The 25,268-nt window shown below is 67.5% G+C and carries 21 protein-coding genes; 8 read left to right on the forward strand and 13 right to left on the reverse strand.

The window, feature by feature from the left end; genetic code table 11:
• Positions 1 to 177 precede the first annotated feature (177 nt).
• Both IHE46_RS01965 and IHE46_RS01970 read right to left on the reverse strand, forming a co-directional pair.
• Positions 178 to 1,791 (reverse strand): APC family permease, encoded by a 1,614-nt coding sequence (locus IHE46_RS01965; protein ID WP_192162916.1) that lies wholly within the window; start codon positions 1,789 to 1,791, stop codon positions 178 to 180.
• A 148-nt stretch (positions 1,792 to 1,939) separates the two neighbouring features.
• The gene (locus IHE46_RS01970; RefSeq protein ID WP_192162917.1) at positions 1,940 to 3,322 is read right to left on the reverse strand and encodes an L-serine ammonia-lyase; all 1,383 of its coding nucleotides are present in this window, start codon (positions 3,320 to 3,322) and stop codon (positions 1,940 to 1,942) included.
• A gap of 76 nt (positions 3,323 to 3,398) precedes the next feature.
• Between IHE46_RS01970 and IHE46_RS01975 the strand changes: the two genes are divergently transcribed.
• A complete protein-coding gene (locus IHE46_RS01975; protein WP_192162918.1) occupies positions 3,399 to 3,635 on the forward strand; it encodes a glutaredoxin family protein in 237 nt (78 codons plus the stop codon).
• Between the two features lie 4 nt (positions 3,636 to 3,639).
• On the opposite strand, the gene IHE46_RS01980 is transcribed toward IHE46_RS01975, so the two are convergent.
• Positions 3,640 to 4,197: a YceI family protein gene (locus tag IHE46_RS01980; RefSeq protein ID WP_192162919.1), complete on the reverse strand. Its 558-nt coding sequence runs from the start codon at positions 4,195 to 4,197 to the stop codon at positions 3,640 to 3,642.
• Positions 4,197 to 4,766, reverse strand: a complete 570-nt coding sequence (locus tag IHE46_RS01985) for a cytochrome b (protein WP_192162920.1) — start codon at positions 4,764 to 4,766, stop codon at positions 4,197 to 4,199. The genes IHE46_RS01980 and IHE46_RS01985 overlap by 1 nt, the downstream gene beginning before the upstream one ends.
• Before the next feature lie 177 nt (positions 4,767 to 4,943).
• Here IHE46_RS01985 and IHE46_RS01990 point away from each other — a divergent pair, with 177 nt between their 5' ends.
• On the forward strand, positions 4,944 to 8,522 hold the full coding sequence (locus IHE46_RS01990; protein WP_192162921.1) for a hybrid sensor histidine kinase/response regulator: 3,579 nt from the start codon (positions 4,944 to 4,946) through the stop codon (positions 8,520 to 8,522).
• A gap of 85 nt (positions 8,523 to 8,607) precedes the next feature.
• Here the strand turns inward: IHE46_RS01990 and IHE46_RS01995 are convergent, their stop codons facing one another.
• The 3 genes from IHE46_RS01995 to IHE46_RS02005 form a co-directional block, all read right to left on the reverse strand.
• Positions 8,608 to 9,120 carry a hypothetical protein gene (locus IHE46_RS01995; RefSeq protein ID WP_192162922.1) on the reverse strand — a complete coding sequence of 171 codons (513 nt, stop codon included), beginning with the start codon at positions 9,118 to 9,120 and terminating at the stop codon, positions 8,608 to 8,610.
• Between the two features lie 165 nt (positions 9,121 to 9,285).
• Entirely contained in the window at positions 9,286 to 9,705 is a 420-nt protein-coding gene (locus tag IHE46_RS02000; RefSeq protein WP_192162923.1) for a DNA polymerase III subunit chi, read from the reverse strand.
• A 70-nt stretch (positions 9,706 to 9,775) separates the two neighbouring features.
• A complete protein-coding gene (locus IHE46_RS02005) occupies positions 9,776 to 11,260 on the reverse strand; it encodes a leucyl aminopeptidase (protein ID WP_192162924.1) in 1,485 nt (494 codons plus the stop codon).
• 97 nt (positions 11,261 to 11,357) lie between these two features.
• On the opposite strand from IHE46_RS02005, the gene lptF reads away from it, so the two are divergent.
• From lptF to ltaE, 3 genes are read left to right on the forward strand one after another with little or no spacing between them, the layout of a single operon-like run.
• Positions 11,358 to 12,488: an LPS export ABC transporter permease LptF gene (lptF, locus tag IHE46_RS02010; RefSeq protein ID WP_192162925.1), complete on the forward strand. Its 1,131-nt coding sequence runs from the start codon at positions 11,358 to 11,360 to the stop codon at positions 12,486 to 12,488.
• Complete coding sequence (lptG, locus tag IHE46_RS02015) at positions 12,485 to 13,585, forward strand: LPS export ABC transporter permease LptG (protein ID WP_192162926.1); 1,101 nt, start codon at positions 12,485 to 12,487, stop codon at positions 13,583 to 13,585. The genes lptF and lptG overlap by 4 nt, the downstream gene beginning before the upstream one ends.
• A 20-nt stretch (positions 13,586 to 13,605) precedes the next feature.
• Positions 13,606 to 14,625 (forward strand): low-specificity L-threonine aldolase, encoded by a 1,020-nt coding sequence (gene ltaE / locus IHE46_RS02020; RefSeq protein WP_192162927.1) that lies wholly within the window; start codon positions 13,606 to 13,608, stop codon positions 14,623 to 14,625.
• 177 nt (positions 14,626 to 14,802) lie between these two features.
• Here the strand turns inward: ltaE and IHE46_RS02025 are convergent, their stop codons facing one another.
• Both IHE46_RS02025 and IHE46_RS02030 read right to left on the reverse strand, forming a co-directional pair.
• Positions 14,803 to 15,486: an SDR family NAD(P)-dependent oxidoreductase gene (locus tag IHE46_RS02025; RefSeq protein WP_192162928.1), complete on the reverse strand. Its 684-nt coding sequence runs from the start codon at positions 15,484 to 15,486 to the stop codon at positions 14,803 to 14,805.
• 14 nt (positions 15,487 to 15,500) lie between these two features.
• Positions 15,501 to 17,105 carry a DUF2339 domain-containing protein gene (locus IHE46_RS02030; RefSeq protein ID WP_192162929.1) on the reverse strand — a complete coding sequence of 535 codons (1,605 nt, stop codon included), beginning with the start codon at positions 17,103 to 17,105 and terminating at the stop codon, positions 15,501 to 15,503.
• 131 nt (positions 17,106 to 17,236) lie between these two features.
• Here IHE46_RS02030 and IHE46_RS02035 point away from each other — a divergent pair, with 131 nt between their 5' ends.
• From IHE46_RS02035 to IHE46_RS02045, 3 genes are all read left to right on the forward strand, one after another.
• Positions 17,237 to 19,303 (forward strand): transglycosylase SLT domain-containing protein, encoded by a 2,067-nt coding sequence (locus IHE46_RS02035; protein WP_192162930.1) that lies wholly within the window; start codon positions 17,237 to 17,239, stop codon positions 19,301 to 19,303.
• Between the two features lie 94 nt (positions 19,304 to 19,397).
• On the forward strand, positions 19,398 to 20,627 hold the full coding sequence (locus IHE46_RS02040; RefSeq protein ID WP_192162931.1) for a multifunctional CCA addition/repair protein: 1,230 nt from the start codon (positions 19,398 to 19,400) through the stop codon (positions 20,625 to 20,627).
• 72 nt (positions 20,628 to 20,699) lie between these two features.
• Positions 20,700 to 22,883, forward strand: coding sequence for an LTA synthase family protein (locus IHE46_RS02045; protein WP_343229973.1), 2,184 nt, complete (start codon positions 20,700 to 20,702; stop codon positions 22,881 to 22,883).
• A gap of 134 nt (positions 22,884 to 23,017) precedes the next feature.
• Here the strand turns inward: IHE46_RS02045 and tatC are convergent, their stop codons facing one another.
• The 4 genes from tatC to IHE46_RS02065 all read right to left on the reverse strand — a co-directional run bounded on the left by tatC (position 23,018) and on the right by IHE46_RS02065 (position 25,196).
• Positions 23,018 to 23,773: a twin-arginine translocase subunit TatC gene (gene tatC / locus IHE46_RS02050; protein WP_192162932.1), complete on the reverse strand. Its 756-nt coding sequence runs from the start codon at positions 23,771 to 23,773 to the stop codon at positions 23,018 to 23,020.
• The gene (tatB, locus tag IHE46_RS02055) at positions 23,760 to 24,167 is read right to left on the reverse strand and encodes a Sec-independent protein translocase protein TatB (protein WP_192162933.1); all 408 of its coding nucleotides are present in this window, start codon (positions 24,165 to 24,167) and stop codon (positions 23,760 to 23,762) included. Before tatB ends, tatC begins: the two co-directional genes overlap by 14 nt.
• Positions 24,168 to 24,191: 24 nt before the next feature.
• Entirely contained in the window at positions 24,192 to 24,431 is a 240-nt protein-coding gene (gene tatA, locus IHE46_RS02060; protein WP_192162934.1) for a Sec-independent protein translocase subunit TatA, read from the reverse strand.
• A gap of 69 nt (positions 24,432 to 24,500) precedes the next feature.
• Positions 24,501 to 25,196, reverse strand: a complete 696-nt coding sequence (locus IHE46_RS02065) for a lipid-binding SYLF domain-containing protein (RefSeq protein WP_192162935.1) — start codon at positions 25,194 to 25,196, stop codon at positions 24,501 to 24,503.
• Positions 25,197 to 25,268 lie beyond the last annotated feature (72 nt).

Below are 25,268 nucleotides of genomic sequence, written 5' to 3' on the forward strand. Positions count from 1 at the left end.
GACAAAACTTGTAATCCTCGACCTCGGGGATTTTGGAGAGTGGGCCTGCAGCTCGGGGAGAAGGGTGGTTCTCCTGCACTTTCTTTCGCGGGCAACGGAGCGGTTTCGTCCACGGACAGCTGGCGAAACCGCTCGGCTTCGCGCGATCAGGAACCAGCGCGCGGGTCAGCCAACCGACTAGCCGTGCGAATGCGCACCCGCCTCGCGCTCGGCCGCTTCCACCGAAGGCGTACGCCAGCCCGACTTCACGCCCCAGACATAGAACACGAAACCGATCACCGCGACCACGGCCAGGTCCAGGCCATAGGGCAGATAGCCCTTGCCGCCAAACGTGGTACTGCCCGCCCAAGAGACGAAGGCAATCGTGGGTAGGTAGGCGATCAGCCACCAGGCACCCTTCATCTGGCGGCCGAAATCGTGCCAGCCCGACTTGGCCTGGTAGTAGAGATAGATCGGCAGGGCGACGACCATCAGCAGGATGATCTCCCCGGTCAACGGCCACTTGGCCCAATACAGCAGCTCGGTGGACATCACAAAAGCGATACCGGCAAGCACCGGCAGCCCGGCCAGACGCAGCGGACGATGCAGGCCGGGGGCAGTGCGGCGCAACGTCATCACACTCACCGGGCCGGTGAGGTAGGAGATGATCGTGGCCACCGAGATCACCGCGGCCAGCGTGCCCCAGCCGCGAAAGAAGAACAGGAACATGAAGGACACCACGAGGTTCACCCACATCGCCGGGCGCGGCACGCCCGATTTCGGATCGATGTGACCGAGGATCTTCGGCAGCGTGCCGTTGCGCTCCATACCGTAGAGCATGCGCGCGGTGGTGGCGGTGTATGTCATGCCGGTACCGCTGGGGCTGATCACCGCATCGATGAACAGCAGCGTGGCCAACCACTGCAGGCCGAGGATGATGGCGAGGTCTGCGAACGGTGAGCTGAAGTTGATGCCGTTCCAGCCTATGTTGGCCAGCATCTGCTGCGGCACCGCGCCAATGAAAGCCACCTGCAGCAGTACATAGATCGCCGTGGCCAGCACGATCGAACAGACGATCGCGAACGGGATGCTCTTGCCTGGATTGTGCGCTTCACCGGCGAGGTTCACTGGACTCTGGAAGCCGTTGAAACTGAATACGATGCCGGCGATCGCCACCGCCGTGAGCACGGACGCGAAATCGATGGCGTGCGTTTCGCCATGGACTCCCACGTTGAAGTTTTCCGGATGGAAGCCGCTCGCGATCAGCAGCACCGCGGTGAGTGCCGGGATCACCAGTTTGAACAGCGTGATCGCGGTATTCGAGCGCGCGAACAGCTTCACGCTCCAGAAGTTCAGCAGGAAATAGGCGATCACCAGCGCGGCGGCGATGGCGAGGCCAATCGCGCTCAATTCGCCATGCCCACCAGGCGCCTGGTGGTAGAGATCCTTGGCCCACGCCCATTTCCACGAGGACATGTATTGCGCCGAGGCTTCTGCTTCCACCGAGATCACCGAGACGATCGCGATCCAGTTGGCCCACGCCGCGATGAAACCCACCAGCGAGCCGTGCGAGTAGTGACCATAGCGCACCATGCCGCCGGATTCGGGGAACATCGCGCCGAGCTCGGCATAGGTCAGCGCGATGAAGAGGATGATCACCGCACCGATCACCCAAGCCCAGATCGCGCCGGGACCGGCAATCTGCGCCGCGCGCCAGGCACCGAACAGCCAGCCGGAACCGATGATCGAGCCCAGGCCGGTGAGCATCAGGGCGAACGGACCGACGTCGCGGCGGATCGAGCTGGAAGACATGGAAACTCCTGAAGCGCGTGCCGCGCATTCCCCGGAACAAGAGGGGAATGGTTGCAGACCCGGCCCTCGGACGCCACCCGCCACAGGTCACGACGGCGGCCGGAACGGCCTCACAGCGCGCTGCGAAGCCGCATGAGCGGCATGCAGATCAGCACTCGATGACGTTGACCGCGAGGCCGCCGCGCGAGGTTTCCTTGTACTTGTCCTTCATGTCGCGCCCGGTGTCGCGCATGGTGGCGATCACCTTGTCCAGCGAAACGCGGTGCTTGCCGTCGCTCTTCAGCGCCATGCGGCTGGCGTTGATCGCCTTCACCGAGGCCATCGCGTTGCGCTCGATGCAGGGAATCTGCACCAGGCCGCCGATCGGATCGCAGGTGAGGCCGAGGTTGTGCTCCATGCCGATCTCGGCCGCGTTCTCCACCTGGTGGATGCTGCCGCCCAGCGCCGCGGTGAGGCCGCCGGCGGCCATCGAGCAGGCCACGCCGACCTCGCCCTGGCAGCCCACTTCGGCGCCGGAGATCGAGGCATTTTCCTTGTAGAGGATGCCGATGGCGGCGGCAGTGAGCAGGTAGTCGAGGATGCCGTTCTCGTCGGCCTTGGGGCAGAAGCGCAGGTAGTAGTGGCCCACCGCAGGCACGATGCCGGCGGCGCCGTTGGTGGGCGCGGTGACCACGCGGCCGCCGGCGGCGTTCTCTTCGTTCACCGCCAGCGCATAGAGGTTCACCCAGTCCAGGATGGTCAACGGATCCTTCAACGCCGCTTCCGGCTGATTGCGCAGTTCTTCGGCCATCGCCGGCGCACGGCGCGCCACGTGCAGGCCGCCCGGCAGCGTGCCGGGCGAGCGCAGGCCGCGGGTGACGCAGTCCTGCATCGCCTTCCAGATCGTCAGCAGGCCGGTGCGCGTTTCCGCCTCGGGGCGCCACACGCTCTCGTTCGCCAGCATCAGCTGGGCAATGGTCAGGCCGTGCTTTTCGCACTGTGCCATCAACTGTTCGCCGGTGGTGAACGGGTAAGGCTGTTCGGTGGTGTCGGCGACGATGCGGTCTTCCGCCGCCTCGTCGGTGTTCACCACGAAGCCGCCGCCGACGGAGTAGTAATCGCGCGTGGCCAGCTCGTTGCCATCGGCGTCATAGGCGGAAAAGCGCATGCCGTTGGTGTGGAACGGCAGCTTCTGGCGCTTGTTGAACACCAGGTCGCGCTTTTCCTCGAATTCGATCTCGTGCTTGCCGAGCAGGCGCATGCGGCGCGTCTTGCGGATGCGCTCGAGGATGCCGGGGATCGCGTCGGGATCGACCGTGTCCGGATGCTGGCCCTCGAAGCCCAGCAGCACCGCCTTGTCGGTGCCGTGGCCGCGGCCGGTCATCGCCAGCGAACCGTACAGCTCGGCGCGCACGCGCACCACGCGGTCCAGCACGCCCTTCTCTTCCAGCCAGCGTTCGGCGAAACGCGCTGCGGCGCGCATCGGCCCCACGGTGTGCGAGGAGGACGGCCCGATGCCGATCTTGAACAGGTCGAATACGCTGACGGCCATGGTTGCGCTGCGTGCGGGAAAGGGAAGCCGCTATTCTACGCGGGCACTTCCTGTTTGGCAGTCCATTCGCGAGCGCATGCCCTACCTTACCCTTTACCAACGCGATTATTGCCATCTGTGCGACATGGCGCTCGCCGTCCTGGCCGAGGCGCAGGTGCCGGAATTCGACAGCGCGTGGGTGGACGACGTCCCGGCACTCGCGGCGCGCTACGGCACGCGCGTGCCGGTGCTGCGCGACGCGCGCGACGGCCGGGAGCTGGACTGGCCGTTCGATGCGGCGGCAGTGCGGGCATTCCTCGCCGCCGCGCACTGAAGCCTTATTTCGCCACCAGCACCAGGTGCGCGTGCACCTTCACGTCGGCGCCGATCACCGAAGTATCGGCGTATTCGCCGCCGCCCACGCTGAAGTCCAGCCGCTTGAGCGAGCCGCTCACGTCCAGGGTGGCGTTCTTGCCCTGCGGCTTGAAATCCACGACGAGGCTCACCGGCTTGGTCACGCCGCGCAGGGTGAGCTGGCCGTCGGCCACCACCTTGCCGCCGACACTGCGGAAGCCGGTGGTGACGAAGTGCGCATCGGGGTACTGCGCCACGTTGAAGAAATCCTTGCCGGGCAGCGCGCCCTGCTGGTCCTTGTCGCTCACCGCGACGCTGGCCATGGTCACGTTGACGTCGAACTTCGATTGCGCGAGCTGCGCCGGGTCGTAGCTGATCGCGGCTTTCCACTGCTTGAAGCCGCCGTCGAAGCTGGTGCCCTGGAAGCTGCCGGTGAAGCCCAGCGTGCTGGCCGGCTGCACGGCATAGTCGGTGGCGAACGCGGCGCAAGGCAGGGCGAATGCGAGCAAAGCGCCGGCGGCGAAGCGATGGATGGTTTTCATCAGTGGTCTCCCTTGTCGTTGCGCGGCTTGCCGAACGGCAGCATGCGCCGCAGCACATCGTCGCCGTCGAACACGTGGTGCTTGAGCGCGGCGCCCACATGGCCCACCAGCACCAGCACCAGGAACCAGAACAGGTATTCGTGCACGGCGTGCGCGAAGTGGCGCAGATTGTCGTCTTTCGCCGCAAGGCCGGGCAGGTTGAACAGCTTGAACCATTGCAGCGGCTTGCCGGTGACGGAGTTGAACCACCAGCCGGACAGCGGCAGCGCCAGCGCCAGCACATAGAGCAGTGCGTGCGTGACGCGCGCGGCGAGCTGCTGCCAGCGCGGCGCGGGCACTTCGCGCGGGCGGGCGTCGCCCATGCGCCAGGCCAGGCGCAGCAGCACCAGCGCCAGCACGGTGAGGCCGATGGATTTGTGCAGCGCCAGCCAGTTGATCTTCTGCATCGGGTTGCTGGCCAGGTCCATGCACAGGCCGAACACGCCGTTGCCCAGGATGGCCAGCGCCACGACCCAGTGGAAAGTCTTGGCTATCGCGCCCCAGTGGTTGGCGTCGCTGCGCAGCGTCATGCGGGAATCCTCGGTGGCGGTCGATGCACGGCGAAGTCTGGACGAACACCGATGCGGACGCCAGCGATGGCGCGGGAACGCAGCGTTCGCCTGGAAGATCGATGACCAGACCGCCCCGGCTCGCGCCGGTTTCCCGGTTTTGGCATGATCCGCCAGAGGCAGGGGAATACGTCATCCATGTTTGCATCGCTCGTACTCGGGGCCTTCTTGTCGGCCGCCGCACCCACGGCGGCCGCGGCCGACACGCAGCATGCGGACGTTGCCGCAACCGCCAGCACCCCAGGGCTGCTTGCCACTCCGCAGTTCCGTCATTACGGACAGGCCGACGGCATCCCGTCGGGTGCGGTCTATGCCATCGCCCAGGACCACGACGGCATCCTGTGGTTCGGCTCGGCCGAAGGGCTGGTGCGCTACGACGGCGTCAACTTCAAGGTATTCCGCCACTCGCCCGACGATCCGGATTCGCTTCCGGCGGACCAGACCTATGCGCTGTACGTCGACCGCGGCAACCGGTTGTGGATGGGCGGCGTCACCAGCGGCCTGATCAGTTACGACCAGCGCACCCATCGTTTCCACGAATGGACGCATGACGCGAAAAAAGCGGACAGCCTTGCCAACGACGAGGTGTGGAGCATCGCGCAGACGCCGGATGGCGCGCTGTGGGTAGCCACGCAGTCCGGCCTGGATCGGTTGCGCCCGGATTTCGACAGCTTCGATCACATCGCATTGCCCGTCAGCGGGAGCACCGACGGGATGGCGGTTCGCGTCCTGCTGGCCGATGCCGACGGCAGGCTCTGGATAGGCGGCAACAACGGGCTGTTCGTGCGCGAGGCGGACGGCAACATCCACGCCGTGCCGATGGCGCCCGGATTCCATGAGGACCTGCACAAGGTCTGGCATATCCAGGGCATCCCCGGCGACATCCGCGTCTCGACCTCGACGGGCCTGCTGGTGATCGGCAAGGACGGCGTGGCCCGACCACTCGCGGACAGCCGCCTCGCGGCACTGGACGCCTCCATCACCTCGAGCGTACGCGATGCGCAGGGCCGGCTGTGGATGGTCGGCACCAAGGGCATCCTGTTCGACGACGGCCATGGCGGCCTGCAGCACATCACCAGCCATCCCTTGCTGCCCGGCGGCCTGCCCGACGATCGCATCTGGCAGGTGTTGCGCGACCGCGAGGGCGGCCTGTGGTTTGCCCTCGACAAATCCGGCCTGGCCTATCTGCCGCCGGCCTGGGGCAGCTTCGCGCGGTTCACGCATGTCCCGGACGACCCGGACAGCCTGAGCGGCGTTTCCGCGATGAGCGTGCAGACGGCCCGCGACGGACGTCTGCTGGTGGGCGGTTTCGACGGCTGGATCGACGCGCTGGATGTGGCTCACGGCACAGTGGAACATCTCAGCCATGATCTGCGCGGCGACATCCTCGCGATGGCGCAGGACGCCAAGGGGCGCATCTGGGTCACCGAGAGCGGGGCCGTGTTCCGGCTGGACAACGGTAAGGTGACGCAGCTCGACATCGCCAAGGCGCACGTGTCGCGTCCCGTGTTCATGCAAGCCCCGGGCGACGGCAAGATCTATGTGGCCTCGTGGAGCGAAGGCCTCTACGCGATCGATCCGGACAGCCTCGTCATCAGCCCCGTGCCGACGCCTGCGGGCGTGCCGGACACCGCGATCGCCGACCAGCTCGTGAGCCACGACGGCACGCTCTGGTATGCCAGCGGCGGCGGCCTGCTGAGGCTGGACGAAGGCAGCGGTCGCATGGTTTCGGTGCCCGGCATGCCACAGCAGGAAGTGCTCGCCGTGGATTTCGACGCCAGCGGGTTCTGGACAGCGACGCAGGAGCACCTCACGCATTATCGCTATGCCTCGGGCGTGGCGACATCGGACCAGTCGATCGACATCAGCCACCAGCCGTTCCTGGCCAACCTGATGGCGATACGCGCGGATCCGCAAGGCAACGTCTGGATCTTCGCCAACCCCGGCCTGTGGCGCATGGATGCGCGCACGCATCGGTTCACCAGCTTCGCGGCGGCGCAGGGTTTGTCCAATGCCGAGTTCCCCGGCGGCTCCACGGCCTGGCTTCCGGACGGCAGCCTGCTCGCCGCGAGCAACGGCGGCGTGGTGGGTTTCCGTCCCGGCGGATTGCCGCAGCAAGTGCAGGGCAAGACCCCGCAGCTGATCCTCAGCCAGCTCACCGTGAACCGCGGCGGCAGCATCCGCTTCCTCGATACCACGCCAGGGAAAACGCTGCGGCTCGGCTGGCGCGACCGCGACCTGCATGTGCAGACGCGGCTGGTTTCCTATGTCGATCCCTCGGCCAATCGCTATCGCTACCGCCTGCACGGCTTCGATTCCTCCTGGGTCGATGTCGACAACCGCGGCGAGCGCGAATTCGCCGGCCTGCGCGCGGGCAGCTACACGCTAGACGTGATGGCCGCCGGCGCGAGCGGCACGTGGACGCAACTGCCCTCGCCGTTGCACATCGAAGTGCAGGCGCCGCCATGGCAGCGCTGGTGGGCGTGGCTGCTGTATGTGGCGGTGCTGGCAGCGGTGGCAGGCTGGATTTTGCGGGCTTGGCGACGCCGGTTGGCGGAACGCCACCGCATCGAGCTGATCGAACAGCGGCACGCCATGGCCGAACAGGCCAGCGAAGCGAAGACCCGCTTCCTCGCCACGCTCAGCCACGAGATCCGCACGCCGATGACCGGCGTCATGGGCATGGCCGAACTGCTGCTCAACACGCCGCTCGACGAACGGCAGCGCGATTACGCGCGGGCCATGCAGCATTCCGGCGGCGTGCTGCTGAAGCTGCTCAACGACACGCTGGACCTGGTGCGCATCGAAGCCGGGCGCATGGAGCTGGAACAGGCACCCTACGATCCGCGCCAGCTGGTGCACGAGGTGGCGCAGCTCGAACAGGGGCTGGCCTGGAGCAAGGGCCTGCGCTTCGTGGTGGAGATGGCCGACGACCTGCCCGCGCTGGCCGTCGGCGACGCGGTGCGCATCAAGCAGATCCTGCTGAACCTCGTGGGCAATGCTCTGAAATTCACCCTGCTGGGCAGCATCACGCTGCGCGCATCATGCGACGCGGGGCAACTCGTGTTCAGTGTGACCGATACCGGCCCGGGCATTCCCGAGGGCAGCCGGGCGCGGCTGTTCCAGCGTTTCGAACAGGAAGACAGTCCGCAGCGCAGCTCCGGCACCGGCCTGGGCCTGTCGATCTGCCGCGAGCTGGTGGAGATGATGGGCGGCAGCATCGAACTGCAGTCGCAGCTTGGCCATGGCAGCACCTTCCTGGTGCGCCTGCCGTTGATCGAGGCGGAACATGCGAACGACGGACGGACGCCGCCGCTGCCGGGCCACAGGCGCAACCTGAACCTGCTGCTGGTGGAAGACGATCCCACCGTGGCCACCGTCATCGTCGGCCTGCTGCAGCAACAGGGACATACCATTCACCATGCGGTGAACGGCCTGCTGGCACTGGCCGAACTGGACCGCGGCCATTACGACGCCATGCTGCTCGACCTCGACCTGCCCGGCGTGGACGGTTTCCAGTTGTCGCGACTGATCCGCCGGCGCGAAACGGATCGTCGCCTGCCCATCGTGGCGGTGACCGCACGCACCAGCGCCACCGACGAGACGCAGGCGCGCGAAGCCGGCATGGATGGCTTCCTGCGCAAACCGCTCACCGGCGAGCAGCTGATGGCGGCGCTGGCGAGCGTGGTCGAAGGCGAAGGCGAAACCGTCGAATAGAACAGAGCGCGAGCAGCTGGCCCGCGCCTCATGCCCGATTCGCCAAGCATGCTTCGCTTCGATGCATGGGCGCCCTCGCCGCCCGCTACCCGGGCGTATTGGCCTTGTCCGCAGCCGGGACATTGATCGAGTAGAGGACCGAAGAAATCTTCCACCCGTCATTCGTATGAACTGTCGTCCAGATGAGGCGGCCATGTCCTACGGCAGCCTTGTAGTCCCAGGAGATCGATCCCACCTCGCCATCCGACTCGATGCGTAGGTTTTCGGTCTGGTCCGGAGGCATGCGGACTTCGCCAACTACGCTCTCCTTCGCGGTGGTGGGGAGAGTGCGAGGCACGGGCTGCTTGTTGGCCGCGGTGACGACCGCATAGGACTTCGGGGCAAAGGCGCCGATCACGGGAACGTCTCCGCTCGCATACATCCCCAGCAATGCCGCGGCATCCTTCCTCGCCACGGCTTGTTGATAGCTGTTCCACAACGTGCGCAGCGCCGCCGTGTCGCGGTCTTCAGGCTTCGGACCCGACGACGCGGCCATGGCGCAAGGCGCGATCAGCGCTCCCGCGGCAAGGGCGAATGCCTTGCATGCCAGCTTCTTCATGATTCCCTCCGGAGGCGCGCACCCATTCGGTGCGCCTGAGCCTTGACTCCGGCTTTCCGGCGGGAGTTCCCCGGAAAAACAAGACGGCGGACAAGCGTCGGAGCGAGGCTCTCCGCGACTTCACGCCCACCAAGGACACCCTGCTCCGCTGGGCGACTCCGGCGATCACATGTCGTGCTTGGACAACTCGAAGCCGCGCCGCTTGTACTCGCTCCACCGCTCGCGCGACCCCGTGCGCTCGGCCTCGTCGGCAGGTATCACTTCGAGCACGCGCTGGAAGTTGCCGCTGGCGCAGTCTTCGCGCAGGTTGATGAGCAGGGGACGGTCGGGCGTGTCCACGCCGGGCGGGACGATCAGCACCGCGGTGTCCGCGTCGTCTTCGTCGCCGGCCAGCTGGTGTGGAATGAAGGCATCTTCGTCGAACGCCCACAGCAACTCGTCGATGGCCTCGGCCTGCGCGTGGTCGCGGGTCAGGATCAGCGTGGGCTGCTGTGCCGCGAACGCGCGCTTCGCCAGCTCGCACACCAGCAGCAACGGCTGCTCGCGGAAGCGCTGCTTGTCGATCAGGTAGAAGTCGGCGCGCATGGGAGAGAGGACCAAGGTCTCGGTGATGGGGAATGGTAGAGGCAATCGACCCGCCCGATTCCCCGCCCCGTCAGTGCCTGTCGATCAGCCACTGCGCCAGCAGCGCCACCGGGCGGCCGGTGGCCAGGCCCTTGCGCCCTTCGTCCCATGCCGTGCCGGCGATGTCGAGGTGCGCCCAGCGCTGGCCTTCGGCGAAGCGCGCGAGGAAGCAGGCGGCAGTGATCGCGCCGGCGCTCTTGCCGCCGATGTTGGCGACGTCGGCAAAGCCGGAGTCGAGCTGCACCTGGTAGTCGTCCCACAGCGGCATGCGCCATGCGCGGTCCAGCGTGCGCTCGCCTGCGGCGAGCAGCTCGCCGGCGAGATCGTCGTATTTGCTGAACAGGCCGCTGGCATGCTTGCCCAGCGCGATCACGCAGGCGCCGGTGAGCGTGGCGGCATCGACGATGGCCTGCGGCTTGAAGGTCTGCGCGGTCCAGGTGAGCGCGTCGCAGAGGATCAGGCGGCCTTCCGCATCGGTGTTGAGCACCTCGATGGTGAGGCCGGACAGGCTGGTAAGCACGTCGCCGGGACGGTAGCTGTCGCCGTCGGGCATGTTCTCCGCCGCGGGCACCACGCAGACCAGGTTGTGCTCGAGGCCCATCTTCACCGCGGCGACGAAGGCGCCCAGCACGCCGGCCGCGCCGCCCATGTCGAACTTCATCTCTTCCATGCCCGGGCCGGGCTTGAGGCTGATGCCGCCGGTGTCGAAGGTGATGCCCTTGCCGACGAAGGCATAGGGCGCCACGCCGTCGGCGCCGCCCTTGTATTCCAGCGCGACCAGCTTGGGCTTGTTGACCGAACCGCGGCCTACCGCGAGCAGCGAACCGAAGCCCAGCTGCTCCATTTCCACGTGGTCGAGCACGCGGCAGGAAACCTTGTCGTGCGCATCGGCGAAGGCCTGTGCCTGGGCGGCGATGTAGGCCGGGTTGCAGATGTTCGGCGGCAGGTTGGCCAGCTCGCGGGCGAAACGCACGCCTTCGGCGATCGCGATGGCCTGGTCGAGGCCGCCCTGCACTTCGGCACCGGCGGCGAAAGCCACACTGGCCAGCTCCGGCTGCGCGGCTTTCTCGCGCGGCTTGAAGGTGGCCGTGTAGCGATAGGCGGCATGGTCGGCGGCCAGCGCGGCCGTGCGCACGCGCCAGGCGGCATCGTGGCCGGGCACTTCCACTTCGGCGAGGTACGAAACCGCTTCGGTCAGCGGCAGCCTGCCCAGTGCACGCGCGGCCTCGATGGCCACCTTCTGATAGCGCGCGGCATCGAAGCCCTTCTGCGTACCCAGGCCCACCACCAGCACGCGCTTCGCCGCGATGCCGGCGGGCGCGTACAGCACGGTGGTGCTGCCGCCCTTGCCGCTGATGTCGCCGCTTTCCACCTGGCGCTTGATCGCGCCGCCGCTGGCGCTGTCCACCCGAGCCGCCGCACTGGTCAGCACACCCTGTTCGTACACGCCTACCACTACGCAGGCGGTATCGGCGGCTTCGGGGGCGGCGGTGGCAAGACTGAACTGGAGGGCCATGGCATGTTCCTGCGTGGGCGCGACAGGCGGGGAACCGGCTAGACTGGCGGTTCGCCGATACACCGTCGGCGTTGACGAAAGCCCACAAGTCTATCGCATGCTGAGCATTCTCGACCGCTATCTACTGCGTGAACTGGCGCAAACCGTAGTTGCCGCCCTGGTGGTGCTCACGGTGATCGTCGCCGGCACCGCGTTCGCCGGTGTCTTGCAGCAAGTGGCCAAGGGCAGCTTCCCGGCCAGCGTGATGTTCCAGGTGCTGGGCCTGCAGACGCTCGGAAAGCTCACCAACATGCTGCCGCTGGCCAGCATGATCGGCGTATTGATGGCGCTGGGCCGCATGTACCGCGAGAGCGAGATGCACGTGCTGATGTCTTCCGGCATGGGCCCGAAGGGATTGTTGCGGCCCGCGGCCATCCTCGCCACGGTCCTGGTCTTGCTCACCTGCGTGGTGGCGTTGTGGCTGGGACCGTGGGCCGCAGCCACCAGCGACAACCTGGTCGCCGTGGCCAACCGCTCGGTGATCGCCGCCGGCCTCGACGCCGGCCGCTTCACCGAGCTGCCGGGCAAGGGCGGCATCGTCTTCACCGACACGCTCAGCCAGGACGGTACCAAGCTCGGGCGCAGCTTCGTCGCCACCCAGCGCCCGGCCAGGGGCGGCCCGGACCACATCAAGGTGGTCACCGGCGACAACGGCAACCTGTACCAGGAGAGCAACGGCTCCAACCGCTTCATCTCGTTCCACACCGGCTGGCAGTACGACATCCCGCTGGGCGCGGACAACTGGCGGCGGATGCAGTACGAGCGCAATGACAGCGCGCTTTCCACCGTGACCGACAACGACGACAGCAACGATCCGGCCGAAAGCATGACCACGCTGCAGCTGCTGCGCACCGAAACGCCGGATGCGCGTGCCGAACTGGCCTGGCGCACCAACGCTCCCGCGCTGACCTTGGTGATGCTGCTGCTGGCACTGCCAATGTCGCGCCAGAGCCCGCGCGAACCGCGCTACGGCCGGCTGATGCTGGCGGTGGCCACCTTCTATCTCTACTACGTGCTGCTGGCGCTATGCCGCGCACAGCTCGACAAGGGCCACTGGCACCACCAGACCGCGATGTGGATATTGCACCTCGTGATGCTGGCCTTCGCCGGCTGGCTGTGGTGGAAGCAATACGCGCCGCGCAAGCCGCGCGACGACAAGTCTGGCAACAACAAGGCGCTGTCCGCATGAGCCTCGCCCTCAAGCGCACGGACAAGCTGGTGGCGCTCAGCGTGCTCGGTTCGGTGATCGGCGTGTGGCTGGTGCTCACCGGCTTCGACGCGGTGACCCAGTTCATGCGCCAACTCGCCAACATCGGCAAGAACGGCTACACGCTGACCGACGCCACGGTGTACGTGCTGGTGACCACACCGCGCCGCGCCTACGAAATGTTCGGCAACGGCGCCCTGATCGGCAGCCTGCTGGGCCTGGGCGGCCTGGCCGCAACCAGCGAACTCACCGCGTTGCGTGCCTCCGGCATGTCGCGGCTGCGCATCGCCGTGTCGGCCACCGGCGTGATCGCCGTGTTGATCGTGGGTGTGGTGCTCATGGGCGAAACCGTCGCGCCATGGGGCGACCAGCTTGGCAATGGCATGCAGTTGCGCCTGAAGGCCAACAACATCGGCAGCACCGGCAGCGGCATGTGGGCACGCGACGGCAATCGCATCATCAATGCGCGCGGTGGTGCCGTGGCGGTACGTGCCGGTGACCACGATGCCGTGCAGCTCATCGACGTGCGCGTGTTCACCCTCACCCAGGACGGCCAGCAGCTCACCCGTTTCGACCAGGCCAAGACCGCCGACCACAACGGCCGCAACTGGATCCTGCACGACGTGCGCAGCACCACGCTGGACGACACCGGCGTGCACAGCCGCACCGCTCCCAGCGAGCAGTGGAACACCAGCCTCAATCCGCAGGTGCTGGCGCAATCGGCGATCCAGCCGCAGTACCTGTCGATGCGCGACCTGCGCCGCAACATGCGCTACCTGGAGGCCAACGGGGAACGCCCGGGCGTCTACGCGGTAGAGTTCTGGACGCGTGCACTGTATGCGCTCAACGTGCTGGTGCTGGTGCTGTGCGCGATGCCGTTCGCGTTCGGCACCATGCGCTCGGGCGGCTTGGGCAAGCGCATCTTCATCGGCATGCTGCTGGCGATCACCTGGTACTTCCTACAGAAGGCCATCGTGAACTTCGGCACCGTCTACGGCATACCGCCGCTGCTCGCCAACCTGCTGCCCGCGGCTCTGCTGGCGCTGGCGGCGTGGCTGTACTTCCGCAAGCACGCCTGACGCATCGGGGAATACCGGCGATGAACGTGGTCGACCTGCGCAGCGACACCGTCACCCGCCCCACGCCGGCGATGCGCGCCGCGATGCTGGACGCCGAAGTGGGCGACGACGTCTACGGCGAAGACCCCACCGTCAATGCGCTGCAGCGCCGCCTCGCCGACGAGCTCGGCTTCGAGGACGCGCTGTTCGTGCCCAGCGGCACGCAGAGCAACCTGCTCGCGCTGATGAGCCATTGCGAACGTGGCGACGAATACCTCGTCGGCATGGACGCGCACACCTACAAGTTCGAAGGCGGCGGCGCCGCGGTGCTGGGCTCGATCCAGCCGCAGCCCATCGTGCAGGATGCGGACGGCACACTGCCGCTTGATCGCCTCGCCGCGGCGATCAAGCCCGTCGATCCGCATTTCGCGCGCAGCCGGCTGCTTGCGCTGGAAAACACCTGGCACGGCCGCGTGCTGCCGCAGGACTACCTGCGCAACGCGCACGACTTCGCCCGCCAGCGCGGCCTCGCACTGCATCTCGACGGCGCGCGTATCTACAACGCGGCGGTGGCGGACGGCGTGTCGGCGCGCGCCATCGCACAGCACTTCGACAGCGTGTCGGTGTGCCTGTCGAAGGGCTTGGGCGCACCGGTCGGTTCGGTGCTGGTCGGTTCCGCGCCGCTGATCGAAAGAGCGCGACGCTGGCGCAAGGTGACCGGCGGCGGCTGGCGCCAGGCCGGCATGCTCGCTGCCGCGTGCCTGCACGCGCTCGACCACCACGTGGCGCGGCTGGCCGACGACCATCGCCGCGCAGCCTGGCTCGCCGACCGCCTGCACGATATCCCCGGCGTGAACCTGCTCGGCCAGCACACCAACATGGTGTTCGTCGATGTGCCGGTCGAACGCCTGCAGGCCCTCGATGCTCACCTGCGCGACGCCGGCATCCGCATCAGCATCGGCTACCTGCCCACGCTGCGGCTGGTGACGCATCTCGACATCGACGACTCGGGAATCGAGCGCGTGGCGGAAGCATTCCGCGCGTTCTTTGCGCGCGGCTGACGCATTTCTTAGAGTCCGGGTCGAGGAGCCGGCGAATGCCTGCGCGTACCTTCTGTCTCCGCAGCATGGCCCGCCTGCAGCGACCTATCGTGCACCGGCACGAAACCGCCTGTCGCTTGCAAACACATACCGGCAAGCATCGCCTGCACCCGATTCAAGCGCCGACGACCGTGTCGATCAGACCCGCCCGACCACCGGAATCAACGCCCCGGTAATCGCACTGGCCGCATCGGAAAGCAGAAACACGATCACCTCCGCCAGCTGCTCGGGCTTCACCCAGCGATCGAAATCCGCATCCGGCATGTCGGCGCGATTCGGCGGCGTATCGATGATGCTCGGCAACAGCGCGTTGACGGTGATGCCGCGCGGCTTGAGCTCCTCGGCCAGCGATTCGGTGAGACGCATCACGCCCGCCTTGGACGCGGTGTAGGCACCCACGCCCGCGCCGGCCTTCAACGCCGAATTCGCGCCGATGTTGACGACGCGCCCGCGCCCGTCGGGCAGGTGCGCCAGCGCAGCCTTGCTCGCCGCCACCGCGGTGCGCAGGTTGATGCGGTAAAGCAGGTCCCAGGTGTCCGGGTCGCCGTCGGCCAGCGTCTCCCAGCGGAACGTGCCCGCGATGTTCACCAGCGCATCGAGGCCGCCCATCGCTTCGGCGGCGGCATCGATGGCGCGTTTCGCCTCGGCGGTGTCGGCGAGATCCACACCGCCGATGCCATGCGCCGCGCCCAGGTTCGCCGGCACCGGCGCGCGGTCGATCGCCGCCACCTGCGCGCCTGCATCCAGCGCCGCGCGCACCACCGCCGCACCCAGCGTGCCGAAGGCACCGGTCACCACGATACGTTGCTTGTCGAGACGCATGCTTTCCACCCTTTTCAACGAGATTCGTCGAGCATAACCGGCACGGCGCGCGCACGCCGCCACGCAGCGAACACTGCTGCGGCGATCGACACGTTCAGTGCCAGCCACAGCCACGTCACCGGGTTCTCGCCCAGCTCCATCGCCACCGTCGCGCCACCCAGCACGGGCAGCCACGCGGCGAGGAACAGCGCCTCGCGCGAAGGCATGCGCCGTCGCTCGTCCAGCCACGCGGTCAAGGCGTAGCCTGCGCAAGGCAGCGCGAACAGGCCCATGGGGAAATCGCGATAGCGGCCGTCGAACACCAACAGCAAGCCATACAGCGCCAGCACGAACAGCCACATGCTGCGCAACCGGCCTGCGGGTGCGGGTTTGAATGGCGCACTGGCAAGACGTCCCGCCAGCCAGCTCGCCAGCCGCAATGCGGTGAACAGCGCGGCGAGGCACGCCACGATGGAGATCGACCACTCCCACGCGTCGCGGCACGCGTAGATCATCTGCCGCACCTGCCATGCCACCGCCGTGCCGCTGGCGAAGCCGGCCATCGCCAGCACCAGCCAGCCGCGTTCGCGCTGCCAGCGCCGGCGATGGAAGCCTGCCAGCGCAAACAGCAGCGCGCCTGCAGCACCCGCCAGCCAACCCAGCCACCAGTCCGGAATCTCGACCACCGGCCCCTGCATCGCGAACTTGGGTCGCGCATGCACGTCGAAGATGCCCCAGTAGCCGCCCACCGTGCCCTCCTGGGCGCGCTTCCACGGCTGGTCGAAGGTTTCGATCACGTTGTACGGCATGTTCACGCTGGCCGCGTAGCGCAGGAATTCGCGCAGGTAGCGAGCCTCGTTCACCAGGCTCGCGGCGGCGCCACGGCGCGTCGGGCCTTCGCTCGGCCAACCGGTTTCGCCGATCATCACGCGCTTGCCGGGGAAGGCCTGCGTCACCCTGGAGTACACGTTTGCCACATGCTCGATCGCACGCTCCGGCGGCACCGGCTGGTCTTCCCAATAGGGCAGGATGTGGATGGTGACGTAGTCCACCGCACCGGCGAGTTTCGGATGGCGCAACCAGAACTCCCACACGTCGGCATAACTCACCGGGATCGACGGCGGCAACGCCGCACGCACTTCGCGGATGTAGCCGGCCAGCTGGGTTTCCGACAACTCGCCGCGCAACAGCACCTCGTTGCCCACGATCACGCCGCGCAGCACCTGCGGATACTTGCGTGCGGTGGCGATGCCCAGCGCGACCTGCTCGGCATTCACCTTCGCGTTGCCGCCCAGCCAGATGCCCATCAGCACCTGCATGTGATGGCGCGCGGCGATTTCCGGCACGGCGGAAAGGCCTTGCCCCTGCGAATAGGTGCGCACGCAGTCGAAACGCGTGGACAGCGCGGCGAGATCCGTATCGATGCGCTCGGGGCTGACGAAGGCCTTGGGGTCGAGCGGCGTTTCGCCCGGCTTGCGGAACGGCGCGTAGGAAACGCAGGCGATCCGCGCCGAAGGCGCATCGGGCAACTGCACCGGCCGGCCACCCGCCCACCACCATGCCGCGCCAGCCAGCGCGAGCAGCGCCAGCATCAACCAGGCGACGAGGCGACGTCCGCGGGACGAGGGCGAAAACGACATGCGAGCCTGCAACGAACGGGAACGAAGTGCGCCAGCTTATCAGGCATGCGCGCAACCCCGGCACCATGCATGGGGCGGCGCATTCAGCCGCATCCACTACAATCCGGCGCAGGGATCACCGAGGAGTTTCCATGTTTGCGAAGGCCGCGCCCCGGCGCCTCTCCCTCACTGCGTTGCTTGCGTGCTGCAGCCTGCTCGCCGCCTTCGGCGTACGCGCAACCGCATCCATCGATGTCCAGCGCGCTGCGTTCAAGCAGGCGTGGGCGGCGGCCCAGCAGGGTGGCGACGGCTGGCACGCCTGGGACGCTCAGCTGCGCAGCTATCCGCTCTATCCCTACCTGCCCGCCGCCGCGCTGGAACACGACATCCAGCAGATCGACCTGCCCACGGTGCAGGCCTATCTCGCGCAATATCCCGACCTGATCCCCGCGCAGGACCTGCGCCGCGACTTCCTGCTGGAGCTTGCGCGCCGCCAGGACTGGAACAGCTTCCTCGCGCTGTATCAACCCGGCAGCAACGACGCGCTCACCTGCGATGCCCTGCAGGCACGCATGGCCAACGGCGCTACGCTGGATTTCGACCGCGACCTCGCGGCGCTGTGGGCCAAGCCCGACCTGCCCGGGGCCTGCACTCCCGTGCTGCAGGCCGCGCACGATCAAGGCCTGCTGACCACGCCGCGCCTGTGGTCGCGCATCGAGGGCGCCGCCGATGCCGGCAAGGGCGGCACCATTTCCGTACTGGCCAATTGGCTGCCTGCGCCGCAGAACCAGGAGGCGCAATGGCTGGCGCAGGCGCTGCGCGATCCGCAGTCCGCCATGGCCGCCGCAGCCAGCTGGCCCGACACCGCACATGCGCGAATGGCGGCATCGCTGGCGCTGCAAAGCGTGGCGCGGCGCGACACCGACAATGCCGACGCGGCGTGGCAGCAACTGCGGACGCACTTCAGCTTCAGCCCCAGCCAGCGCGACGCGATCCGGCGCGCACTGGCGATCTTCCACGCCAGCGACTATGACCCCGATGCGCTGCAGCAGCTGATCGCCCTGCCCTCTTCCGCGCAAACCGCCACCACCCGCGAATGGCGCGTGCGCGTGGCGCTGGCCGCGCAGGACTGGCCCGGCGTGCTGGCGGGTATCGCGGCCATGCCGGCGGACCAGCAGCAGGGCGACGAATGGCGCTGGTTCCGCGCCCGTGCACTGGCGGCCACCGGCCACGCCGAGCAGGCGCAGGCCGTCTACGCCGACCTCGCGAAGCAGACCACGTTCTTCGGCTACCTCGCGGCCGACCAGGCTAACCAGCCCTATGCGATCTGCCCGCGTGCGCCGATCGACGACCCGCAGCAGCAACAGGCGCTGCTGGCGCAACCCGGCCTGCAGCGCGCCTTCGAACTGTTCGCGGTGGGCCTGCAGAAACAGGCGCGTCGCGAGTGGACGCGTGCGCTCGACGGCAGCGACGAACGCACGCAGGTGCTGGCCGTGGAACTCGCCGACGCACGCGGCTGGTACGACCGCGCCGCGTTCACGCTCAACCACGACGAGGCGATGCACTACTACACGCTGCGCCTGCCGCTGGACAGCCAGATCGGCGTGGTGGAACAAGCCAAGCAATCCGGCATCGACCCCGCCTGGGCCTACGGCATCCTGCGCTCCGAAAGCGCGTGGATGAGCGATGCCCGTTCGGGTGCCGACGCGCGCGGCCTGATGCAGCTTGTCCCCAGCTCGGCGGCGGCGGTGGCCCGCAGCAACGGCATGGCATGGACCGGCGGCGACAGCCTGTACGACCCGGCCACCAACGTCGCGCTGGGCACCCGCTACCTCGCGCAACTCGCCGAGCGCTACAACGGCGCGCCCTGGCTCGCCAGCGCCGCCTACAACGCCGGCCCCGGCCGGGTGAATCAATGGCTGGCGGCGCGCAGCTCGCTGGCGCCGGACCTGTTCATCGCCACTATCCCGTTCAAGGAAACCCGCGAATACGTGGCGCGCGTGATGGACTACAGCCTGATGTACGACTGGCGCCTGCACGGCAATGCCTTGTCGATCGCCACCCGGCTCACCCCGATCGGCCAGCTCTATGCGTTGCCGAACAGCATGACGCCGCGCAAGGCCGTGGGCTGCCCAGTGGTGGCGGCGCCGACGGCTCCCGCGAGTTCGGTGAACGCGCCTGCCACGGCGGCATCCGTGGCCATCAAGGCCAGTCGATGAGCATGGCCTGATCCGGCCACGCGTCCTTCGTCACGAGCACGAGCGAGACGTCCCGGAAAGAGGCCGGGCCGCCTCGCCATGCCACAATCGCGCCATGCGCATTTATCTCGTCGGCGGCGCGGTCCGCGACAAGTTGCTGGGAAGGCCAGAGGGTGACCGCGACCACGTGGTGACCGGCGCGCGCCCGGAGGATTTGCTGGCGCTGGGCTACCGGCCGGTGGGCAAGGACTTCCCCGTGTTCCTGCATCCGCAGACCGGCGAGGAATACGCGCTGGCGCGCACCGAGCGCAAGAGCGGGCGCGGCTACCACGGCTTCCTGTTCCAGGCCGATCCGTCGGTGACGCTGGAGCAGGACCTGGCACGGCGCGACCTAACCATCAACGCCATCGCACAGAACGAGCATGGCGCGCTGATCGACCCTTACGGCGGCGCTCGCGACATTGAGGCGCGCGTGCTGCGCCATGTCTCGCCGGCCTTCGTGGAAGACCCCGTGCGCCTGCTGCGCGTGGCGCGCTTCGCCGCGCGCTTTGCACCGCTGGGTTTCCGCGTGGCGGACGAGACGATGGCACTGCTCCGCCGCATGGTGGCCGAGGGCGAAGTGGACCATCTGGTGCCCGAACGCGTGTGGGCGGAGACGCGCAAGGCGCTGGCCGAACCGCAGCCTTCCGCCTTCCTGCGCGTGCTGCGCGAAGCGGGCGCGCTGCGCGTGCTGTTCCCGGAAGTCGATGCGCTGTACGGCGTGCCGCAGCGCGCGGAGTTCCACCCGGAGATCGACACCGGCGTGCATGTGGAGATGGTGCTGGACGCGGCGGCAACGATCGCGCCGGGCGACGACCTGGTGGGTTTCTGCGCGCTCGCCCACGACCTCGGCAAGGCGCTGACCCCGGCCGGGGAACTGCCGCGACACGTCATGCACGAGCAACGCGGCGTGGCGCCCCTGCGCGCTCTGGCGGTACGGCTGAAGGTGCCCACCGAACATGCCGCGCTGGCCGAGCTGGTGTGCCGCGAACACCTCAACGCGCACCGCGCGCTGGAATTGAAGCCGGCCACGGTGCTGAAGCTGCTCACCGCGCTGGACGCGCTGCGCCGGCCCGAGCGGCTGGAAACTTTCCTTGCCGCCTGCCTCGCCGACAAGCGCGGCCGCCTGGGCCACGAACATGACGATTACCCGCAGGCGGCCTATCTCCGGCAAGCCCGCGAAGTCGCCGCAGCGGTGACCGCGGCACCGTTCGTGGCGCAGGGGCTTGCCGGGCCGGCGATAGGCGCGGCCATGGAACAGGCCCGCGTCCGCGCGATCGCCGAAATGAAACTATGTAACATCTAAGCCGATGCGGGTATAACGCCCTTGGGACGCCAGCCCGTGCCGTCCCGTTTCCTCTGTTGCCTGGAGCTGCCCGTGTCGCGCGCCCTGTTTTCCCCGTCCCCGTTGCGCCAGCGCTTCCGTCCCCTGTGGTGGCTGGGCATCGCCTATCTCGCCATCAGCTTCGTCACGCGCATCGCCCTGCTGGTGATGTCGGGCCACAACGTGTCGCCGAATCCGCTGAACTGGCTGTACGCGTTCGGCGTGGGCCTGGGCTACGACCTGATCACCTTCGTGTACCTGGCGTGGCCGATGGTGCTGTTCCTGTGGCTGGTGCCGACGCGGCGGGCGCCGGTGGCCGGCACGGGTCGCTGGCTGGCATACCTGGTGGGCATGGCCGCGCTGTACGCGGCCACGCTGGGGTTGTTCTTCCTGCTGTGGCACGTGCACGTGCACGAGTCGTGGCCGATCCTCGCGGTGTTCCTGTTCTTCCTGCCGATGCCGGCGCTGGCATACAACCGCCCTAGCGGCCAGTGGGGGCTGTACGTCCTCGGGCTGGTGCTGCTGTATGCCCTGTTGTTCGTGGCGGCATCGGAGCTGGTGTTCTGGAACGAATTCAGCTCGCGCTTCAATTTCATCGCGGTGGACTACCTCGTCTACACCACCGAGGTGATCGGCAACATCCGCGAGTCCTATCCGATCGGCACCTGGCTGGCCCTGCTGGTGGTGTTCGCGCTGGTAGCCTTCGTGCTGAGCCGGCGCGGCCTGCGCGCGCGCGACGACGGCAGCACGCTGTGGCAACGCGCCCGCGTGCCGCTGGTGTGGCTGCTGCTCACCGTGGTCTCGGTGGCCGGCGTGAACGGCGAGATGAAGGACCGCACCGCCAACAATTACGTCAACGAACTGGCCGGCAACGGCGTCTACCAGTTCTTCGCCGCGTTCCGCAGCAGCCATCTCGAATACAAGAAGTTCTACCAGTCGCTGCCCGACGACGAGGCGTTCAAGCTGCTGCGCGACCAGCTCAAGGCGCCGAACGCCACCTTCACCAGCAACGACCCGCGCGACCTCACCCGCGCGATCCGCGCAACGGGACCGGAGAAGCACCTCAACGTGGTGCTGATCAGCGTGGAGAGCCTGTCCGGCGACTACCTCGGCACCTTCGGCAACAAGCAGGGCCTCACGCCCTTCCTCGACTCGCTGGTGGACAAGAGCATCTTCTTCGACAACCTCTACGCCAACGGCACGCGCACGGTGCGCGGGCTGGAAGCGCTGTCGCTGTCGGTGCCGCCCACGCCGGGCGACTCGCTGATACGCGAGCACGGCAACGAAGACCTGTTCTCGCTGGCCGACATCTTCAACAGTCGCGGCTACGAGTCGGAGTTCGTGTACGGCGGCTACGGCTACTTCGACAACATGAACTACTTCTTCAGCCACAACGGCTACAAGACGGTGGACCGCAGCGCCATCGCGCCGGGCACGACTATCCACAGCCAGAACGTGTGGGGCGTGGCCGACGAGGACCTGTACACGCTGGCGCTGAAGCAGATGGACGAGGCGCAGGCCGCCGGCAAGCCGTTCTTCCTGCACATCATGACCACCTCCAACCACCGCCCGTACACCTATCCGGCCGACCGGGTGAAGTGGAAGGCGCCGTCGCGACTGGGCGCGGTGGCCTACACCGACTGGTCGATCGAGGATTTCATCAAGCGCGCCAGCGCGAAGCCGTACTTCGACGACACGGTGTTCGTGATCACCGCCGACCACTGCGCGTCCAGCGCGGGCAAGACCAGCATCCCGATCAACCACTACCACATCCCGCTGTGGATCTATGCGCCGAAGCAGTTCAAGCCGCAGCGCGTCGAAACCCTGCTGGGCCAGCTCGACATCCCACCCACCCTGCTCGGCCTGCTCGACTTCAGCTACCGCTCGCGCTTCTTCGGCCAGGACGTCTTCCAAGTCACGCCGGACCAGGGCCACGCGCTGCCCGGCACCTACGAGAAGCTGGGCTACGTGCACGGCGACACGCTCACCATCCTCGAACCGCGCAAGCGCCTCGAACAGCTGAAACCGGACTTCGCCACCGGCGACGCCACGCCCGTGGTGCCGGTGAAGCAGGACCTGGTGAACACCGCGATCGCCTATTACCAAGTGGCGAGCGACCTCTACAAGCAAGGTGGCCTGAAGCGGCGACCGGACGACGGGGCGAAGGTGGAACCCTTGCCTGCACCGGCGACTACGGCCGCTGCGCCGGCTACCGCAACTTCAACCATACAGCCGTAACGACCGGCTCCTTGCTCGTCATTCCTGCGAAGGCAGGAATCCAGTGACGGCATGGCCTGGGCGAGCGTCAACGCCGCTGGATCCCAGCCTCCGCTGGGATGACGAGCAGAAGCAGAGCTTGCCAAGCGAAGGACTCAGTCCGACGCTTTCTTCGGCAGCAGCCAGCGCACCGCCAGGATGCCCAGCTCGTAGAGCAGGCACATCGGTATCGCCAGCATGACCATCGAGGTGATGTCCGGCGGCGTGATCAGCGCGGCCACCGCGAACGCGCCCACGATGGCGTAGCGCCGCGCATTGCGCAGCTTGGCGATGTCGACAAGGCCCACCGCAGCGAGGATCACCACCGCCACCGGTACTTCGAAACACAGGCCGAAGGCAAAGAACATCAGCATCACGAAATCGAGGTAGTGCGTGATGTCGGTCATCATCTCCACGCCCGCGGGCGTCACCGCGGTGAGGAAGCGGAACGCCGCCGGCAGCACCAGGAAATACGCGAACGCGCAGCCGCAATAGAACAGCACCAGGGTGGCGACCAGCAGCGGCCGCGCCAGACGCTTCTCGTGCTTGTACAGGCCGGGGCTGACGAAAGCCCAGAGCTGGTAGAGGATCACCGGCATGCTGATGAACAGCGCGGCGTAGAACGCCAGCTTCAGCGGTGTGACGAAGGGGCTGGCCACTTCGGTGGCGATCAGGTGCGCACCCTGCGGCAGGCGCGCCACCAGCGGCGCGGCCAGCTCCGAATACAGCCGGTTGGCGAACGGCACCAGCGCCACCAGCACCACCAGCACGGCGACGACCGCCTTGAGCAGGCGGGAGCGCAGCTCGATCAGGTGCGAGAACAGGCCCTGCTGCAGGTCGTCGCCAAGATCGTCGGGCTCAGTGGCCGCCATGCGCCGGCTCCTTCGCTTCCGTGGTTGCCGGGGGCTCGCCCAGCGGCAAGGACTGCTGCGCCTCGGAGCGGCTTTCCTCGATGGCCGGCGCCGGCGCGGCCGCGGACTTCAGCGTTTCCGCCGCTTCCTCCACCGGCTGCCGCACCTGCTGCATGCTTTCCTTGAACTCGTTCTGCGCAGCCTCGGCGCGCGCGGCGGCTTCGCGGGCGGTGCGCTTGATCTCTTCCACTTCCAGCTCGCGCTCCACTTCGGCACGCACACTGTCCCAGCCGTTGCGTACGCGGCGCAGCAGGGCACCCGCGGTACGCGCCGCGCCGGGCAGTTTCTCGGGGCCAAGCACGATCAGCGCGACGAGCGCGAGCAGCACCAGCTTGCCGAAGCTGATCTCGATCATCGCACCGAGACTCCGGACGGGTTCTTACTTCGACTCGTGCGAGTCGCGCTGGTCCTGCGTGCTGGTACCCGCCGAAGCCGGCGGGTCGGCGCGCAACTGTTCCTTGGTCTTTTCCTTCTCGCTCTCGTCGCCGTGCATGGCCTTCTTGAAGCCGCGCACGGCGTTGCCGAGATCCGAGCCCACGTTGCCGAGCTTCTTGGTACCGAAGATCAGCAGCACGATGACCAGGAGCAGGAGCCAATGCCAGATGCTGTCAAAACCCATGATGTTCCTCGAGGCGACCCGGGGCGGAAACGGCTCCGCCCGCGAACCGCCGATCTTCGCACAAGGCGGTCAGCGGGAAGTGTACTCCTCCAGCGTGTCGCGGAACTTCGTCACGTACGGCGGCACATTGTTCACGCCGCCCTCGAAGATGCGACGCGGCGTGATGCCGGCGCCGTACGCCGCCGCATTGGCGTCCTGGTCGATCTTCAGCACCGAGCCGTCCAGCGCCACGCCGGCGAACAGCCCGCGGGCGCGCGAGTAAGAATAGATCTCCGCCTTCAGCTGCTGGTCGGTGGCCGCCGAGGCGGTGCGACCCACCGGGCCGGCCGCCGCACTGGCGTCGGCGCCGACGGTGAATTTGCCGTTGACGATCGAATCCACGCCGCGCTGCGTACGGAACACCAGGATCACGTCGGTGGACGACACGCCGATCTGGAAGCCCACGCTGCCGCCGCCGAAGGAAATGAAGCTGGGATTGGACCAGGTGCCGTCCGGGTTCTTCACCGAGACCAGGCCCTCGCCGCGGCGGCCGCCGAACACGAAGCCGACCTTCAGCACGTCAGGGATGACCGCGATCGCCCTGGCGTCCTTGAGCAGGTCGCTGGGAATGGACTTGTCCGGCGCCTGCTCGATCTCGCTCAGCACGCGCACCGCACTCTGCGCGCGCGCCTGCGGGGAATCGTCGTCGGCATGGACGGCCATTGCCGGCAGCAGCAGCGCCGCGCCGAGCAGCATGAAGCGGTACAGAGATGTCTTCTTGAACATGGGCAGCTCCGTCGTGGGGTGGAGAAGGGGCGCTTGTGGCAGACTCGCGGCAGTTTTGTCGCCAGCATCACA

Source organism: Rhodanobacter sp. DHG33, assembly GCF_014843005.1.
Taxonomy (GTDB): Bacteria; Pseudomonadota; Gammaproteobacteria; order Xanthomonadales; family Rhodanobacteraceae; genus Rhodanobacter_A.

Coding starts and splice junctions, on each gene's coding strand:
- IHE46_RS02040 (WP_192162931.1), top strand. CDS start 19,398: ATGCGCATTTATCTCGTCGGCGGCGCGGTCCGCGACAAGTTGCTGGGA.
- tatB (WP_192162933.1), bottom strand. CDS start 24,167: ATGATCGAGATCAGCTTCGGCAAGCTGGTGCTGCTCGCGCTCGTCGCG.
- IHE46_RS01985 (WP_192162920.1), bottom strand. CDS start 4,766: ATGACGCTGCGCAGCGACGCCAACCACTGGGGCGCGATAGCCAAGACT.
- ltaE (WP_192162927.1), top strand. CDS start 13,606: ATGAACGTGGTCGACCTGCGCAGCGACACCGTCACCCGCCCCACGCCG.
- lptG (WP_192162926.1), top strand. CDS start 12,485: ATGAGCCTCGCCCTCAAGCGCACGGACAAGCTGGTGGCGCTCAGCGTG.
- tatC (WP_192162932.1), bottom strand. CDS start 23,773: ATGGCGGCCACTGAGCCCGACGATCTTGGCGACGACCTGCAGCAGGGC.
- IHE46_RS01980 (WP_192162919.1), bottom strand. CDS start 4,197: ATGAAAACCATCCATCGCTTCGCCGCCGGCGCTTTGCTCGCATTCGCC.
- IHE46_RS02065 (WP_192162935.1), bottom strand. CDS start 25,196: ATGTTCAAGAAGACATCTCTGTACCGCTTCATGCTGCTCGGCGCGGCG.
- IHE46_RS01975 (WP_192162918.1), top strand. CDS start 3,399: ATGCCCTACCTTACCCTTTACCAACGCGATTATTGCCATCTGTGCGAC.
- IHE46_RS02005 (WP_192162924.1), bottom strand. CDS start 11,260: ATGGCCCTCCAGTTCAGTCTTGCCACCGCCGCCCCCGAAGCCGCCGAT.
- lptF (WP_192162925.1), top strand. CDS start 11,358: ATGCTGAGCATTCTCGACCGCTATCTACTGCGTGAACTGGCGCAAACC.
- IHE46_RS01965 (WP_192162916.1), bottom strand. CDS start 1,791: ATGTCTTCCAGCTCGATCCGCCGCGACGTCGGTCCGTTCGCCCTGATG.
- IHE46_RS01995 (WP_192162922.1), bottom strand. CDS start 9,120: ATGAAGAAGCTGGCATGCAAGGCATTCGCCCTTGCCGCGGGAGCGCTG.
- tatA (WP_192162934.1), bottom strand. CDS start 24,431: ATGGGTTTTGACAGCATCTGGCATTGGCTCCTGCTCCTGGTCATCGTG.
- IHE46_RS01970 (WP_192162917.1), bottom strand. CDS start 3,322: ATGGCCGTCAGCGTATTCGACCTGTTCAAGATCGGCATCGGGCCGTCC.
- IHE46_RS02025 (WP_192162928.1), bottom strand. CDS start 15,486: ATGCGTCTCGACAAGCAACGTATCGTGGTGACCGGTGCCTTCGGCACG.
- IHE46_RS01990 (WP_192162921.1), top strand. CDS start 4,944: ATGTTTGCATCGCTCGTACTCGGGGCCTTCTTGTCGGCCGCCGCACCC.
- IHE46_RS02035 (WP_192162930.1), top strand. CDS start 17,237: ATGTTTGCGAAGGCCGCGCCCCGGCGCCTCTCCCTCACTGCGTTGCTT.
- IHE46_RS02000 (WP_192162923.1), bottom strand. CDS start 9,705: ATGCGCGCCGACTTCTACCTGATCGACAAGCAGCGCTTCCGCGAGCAG.
- IHE46_RS02030 (WP_192162929.1), bottom strand. CDS start 17,105: ATGTCGTTTTCGCCCTCGTCCCGCGGACGTCGCCTCGTCGCCTGGTTG.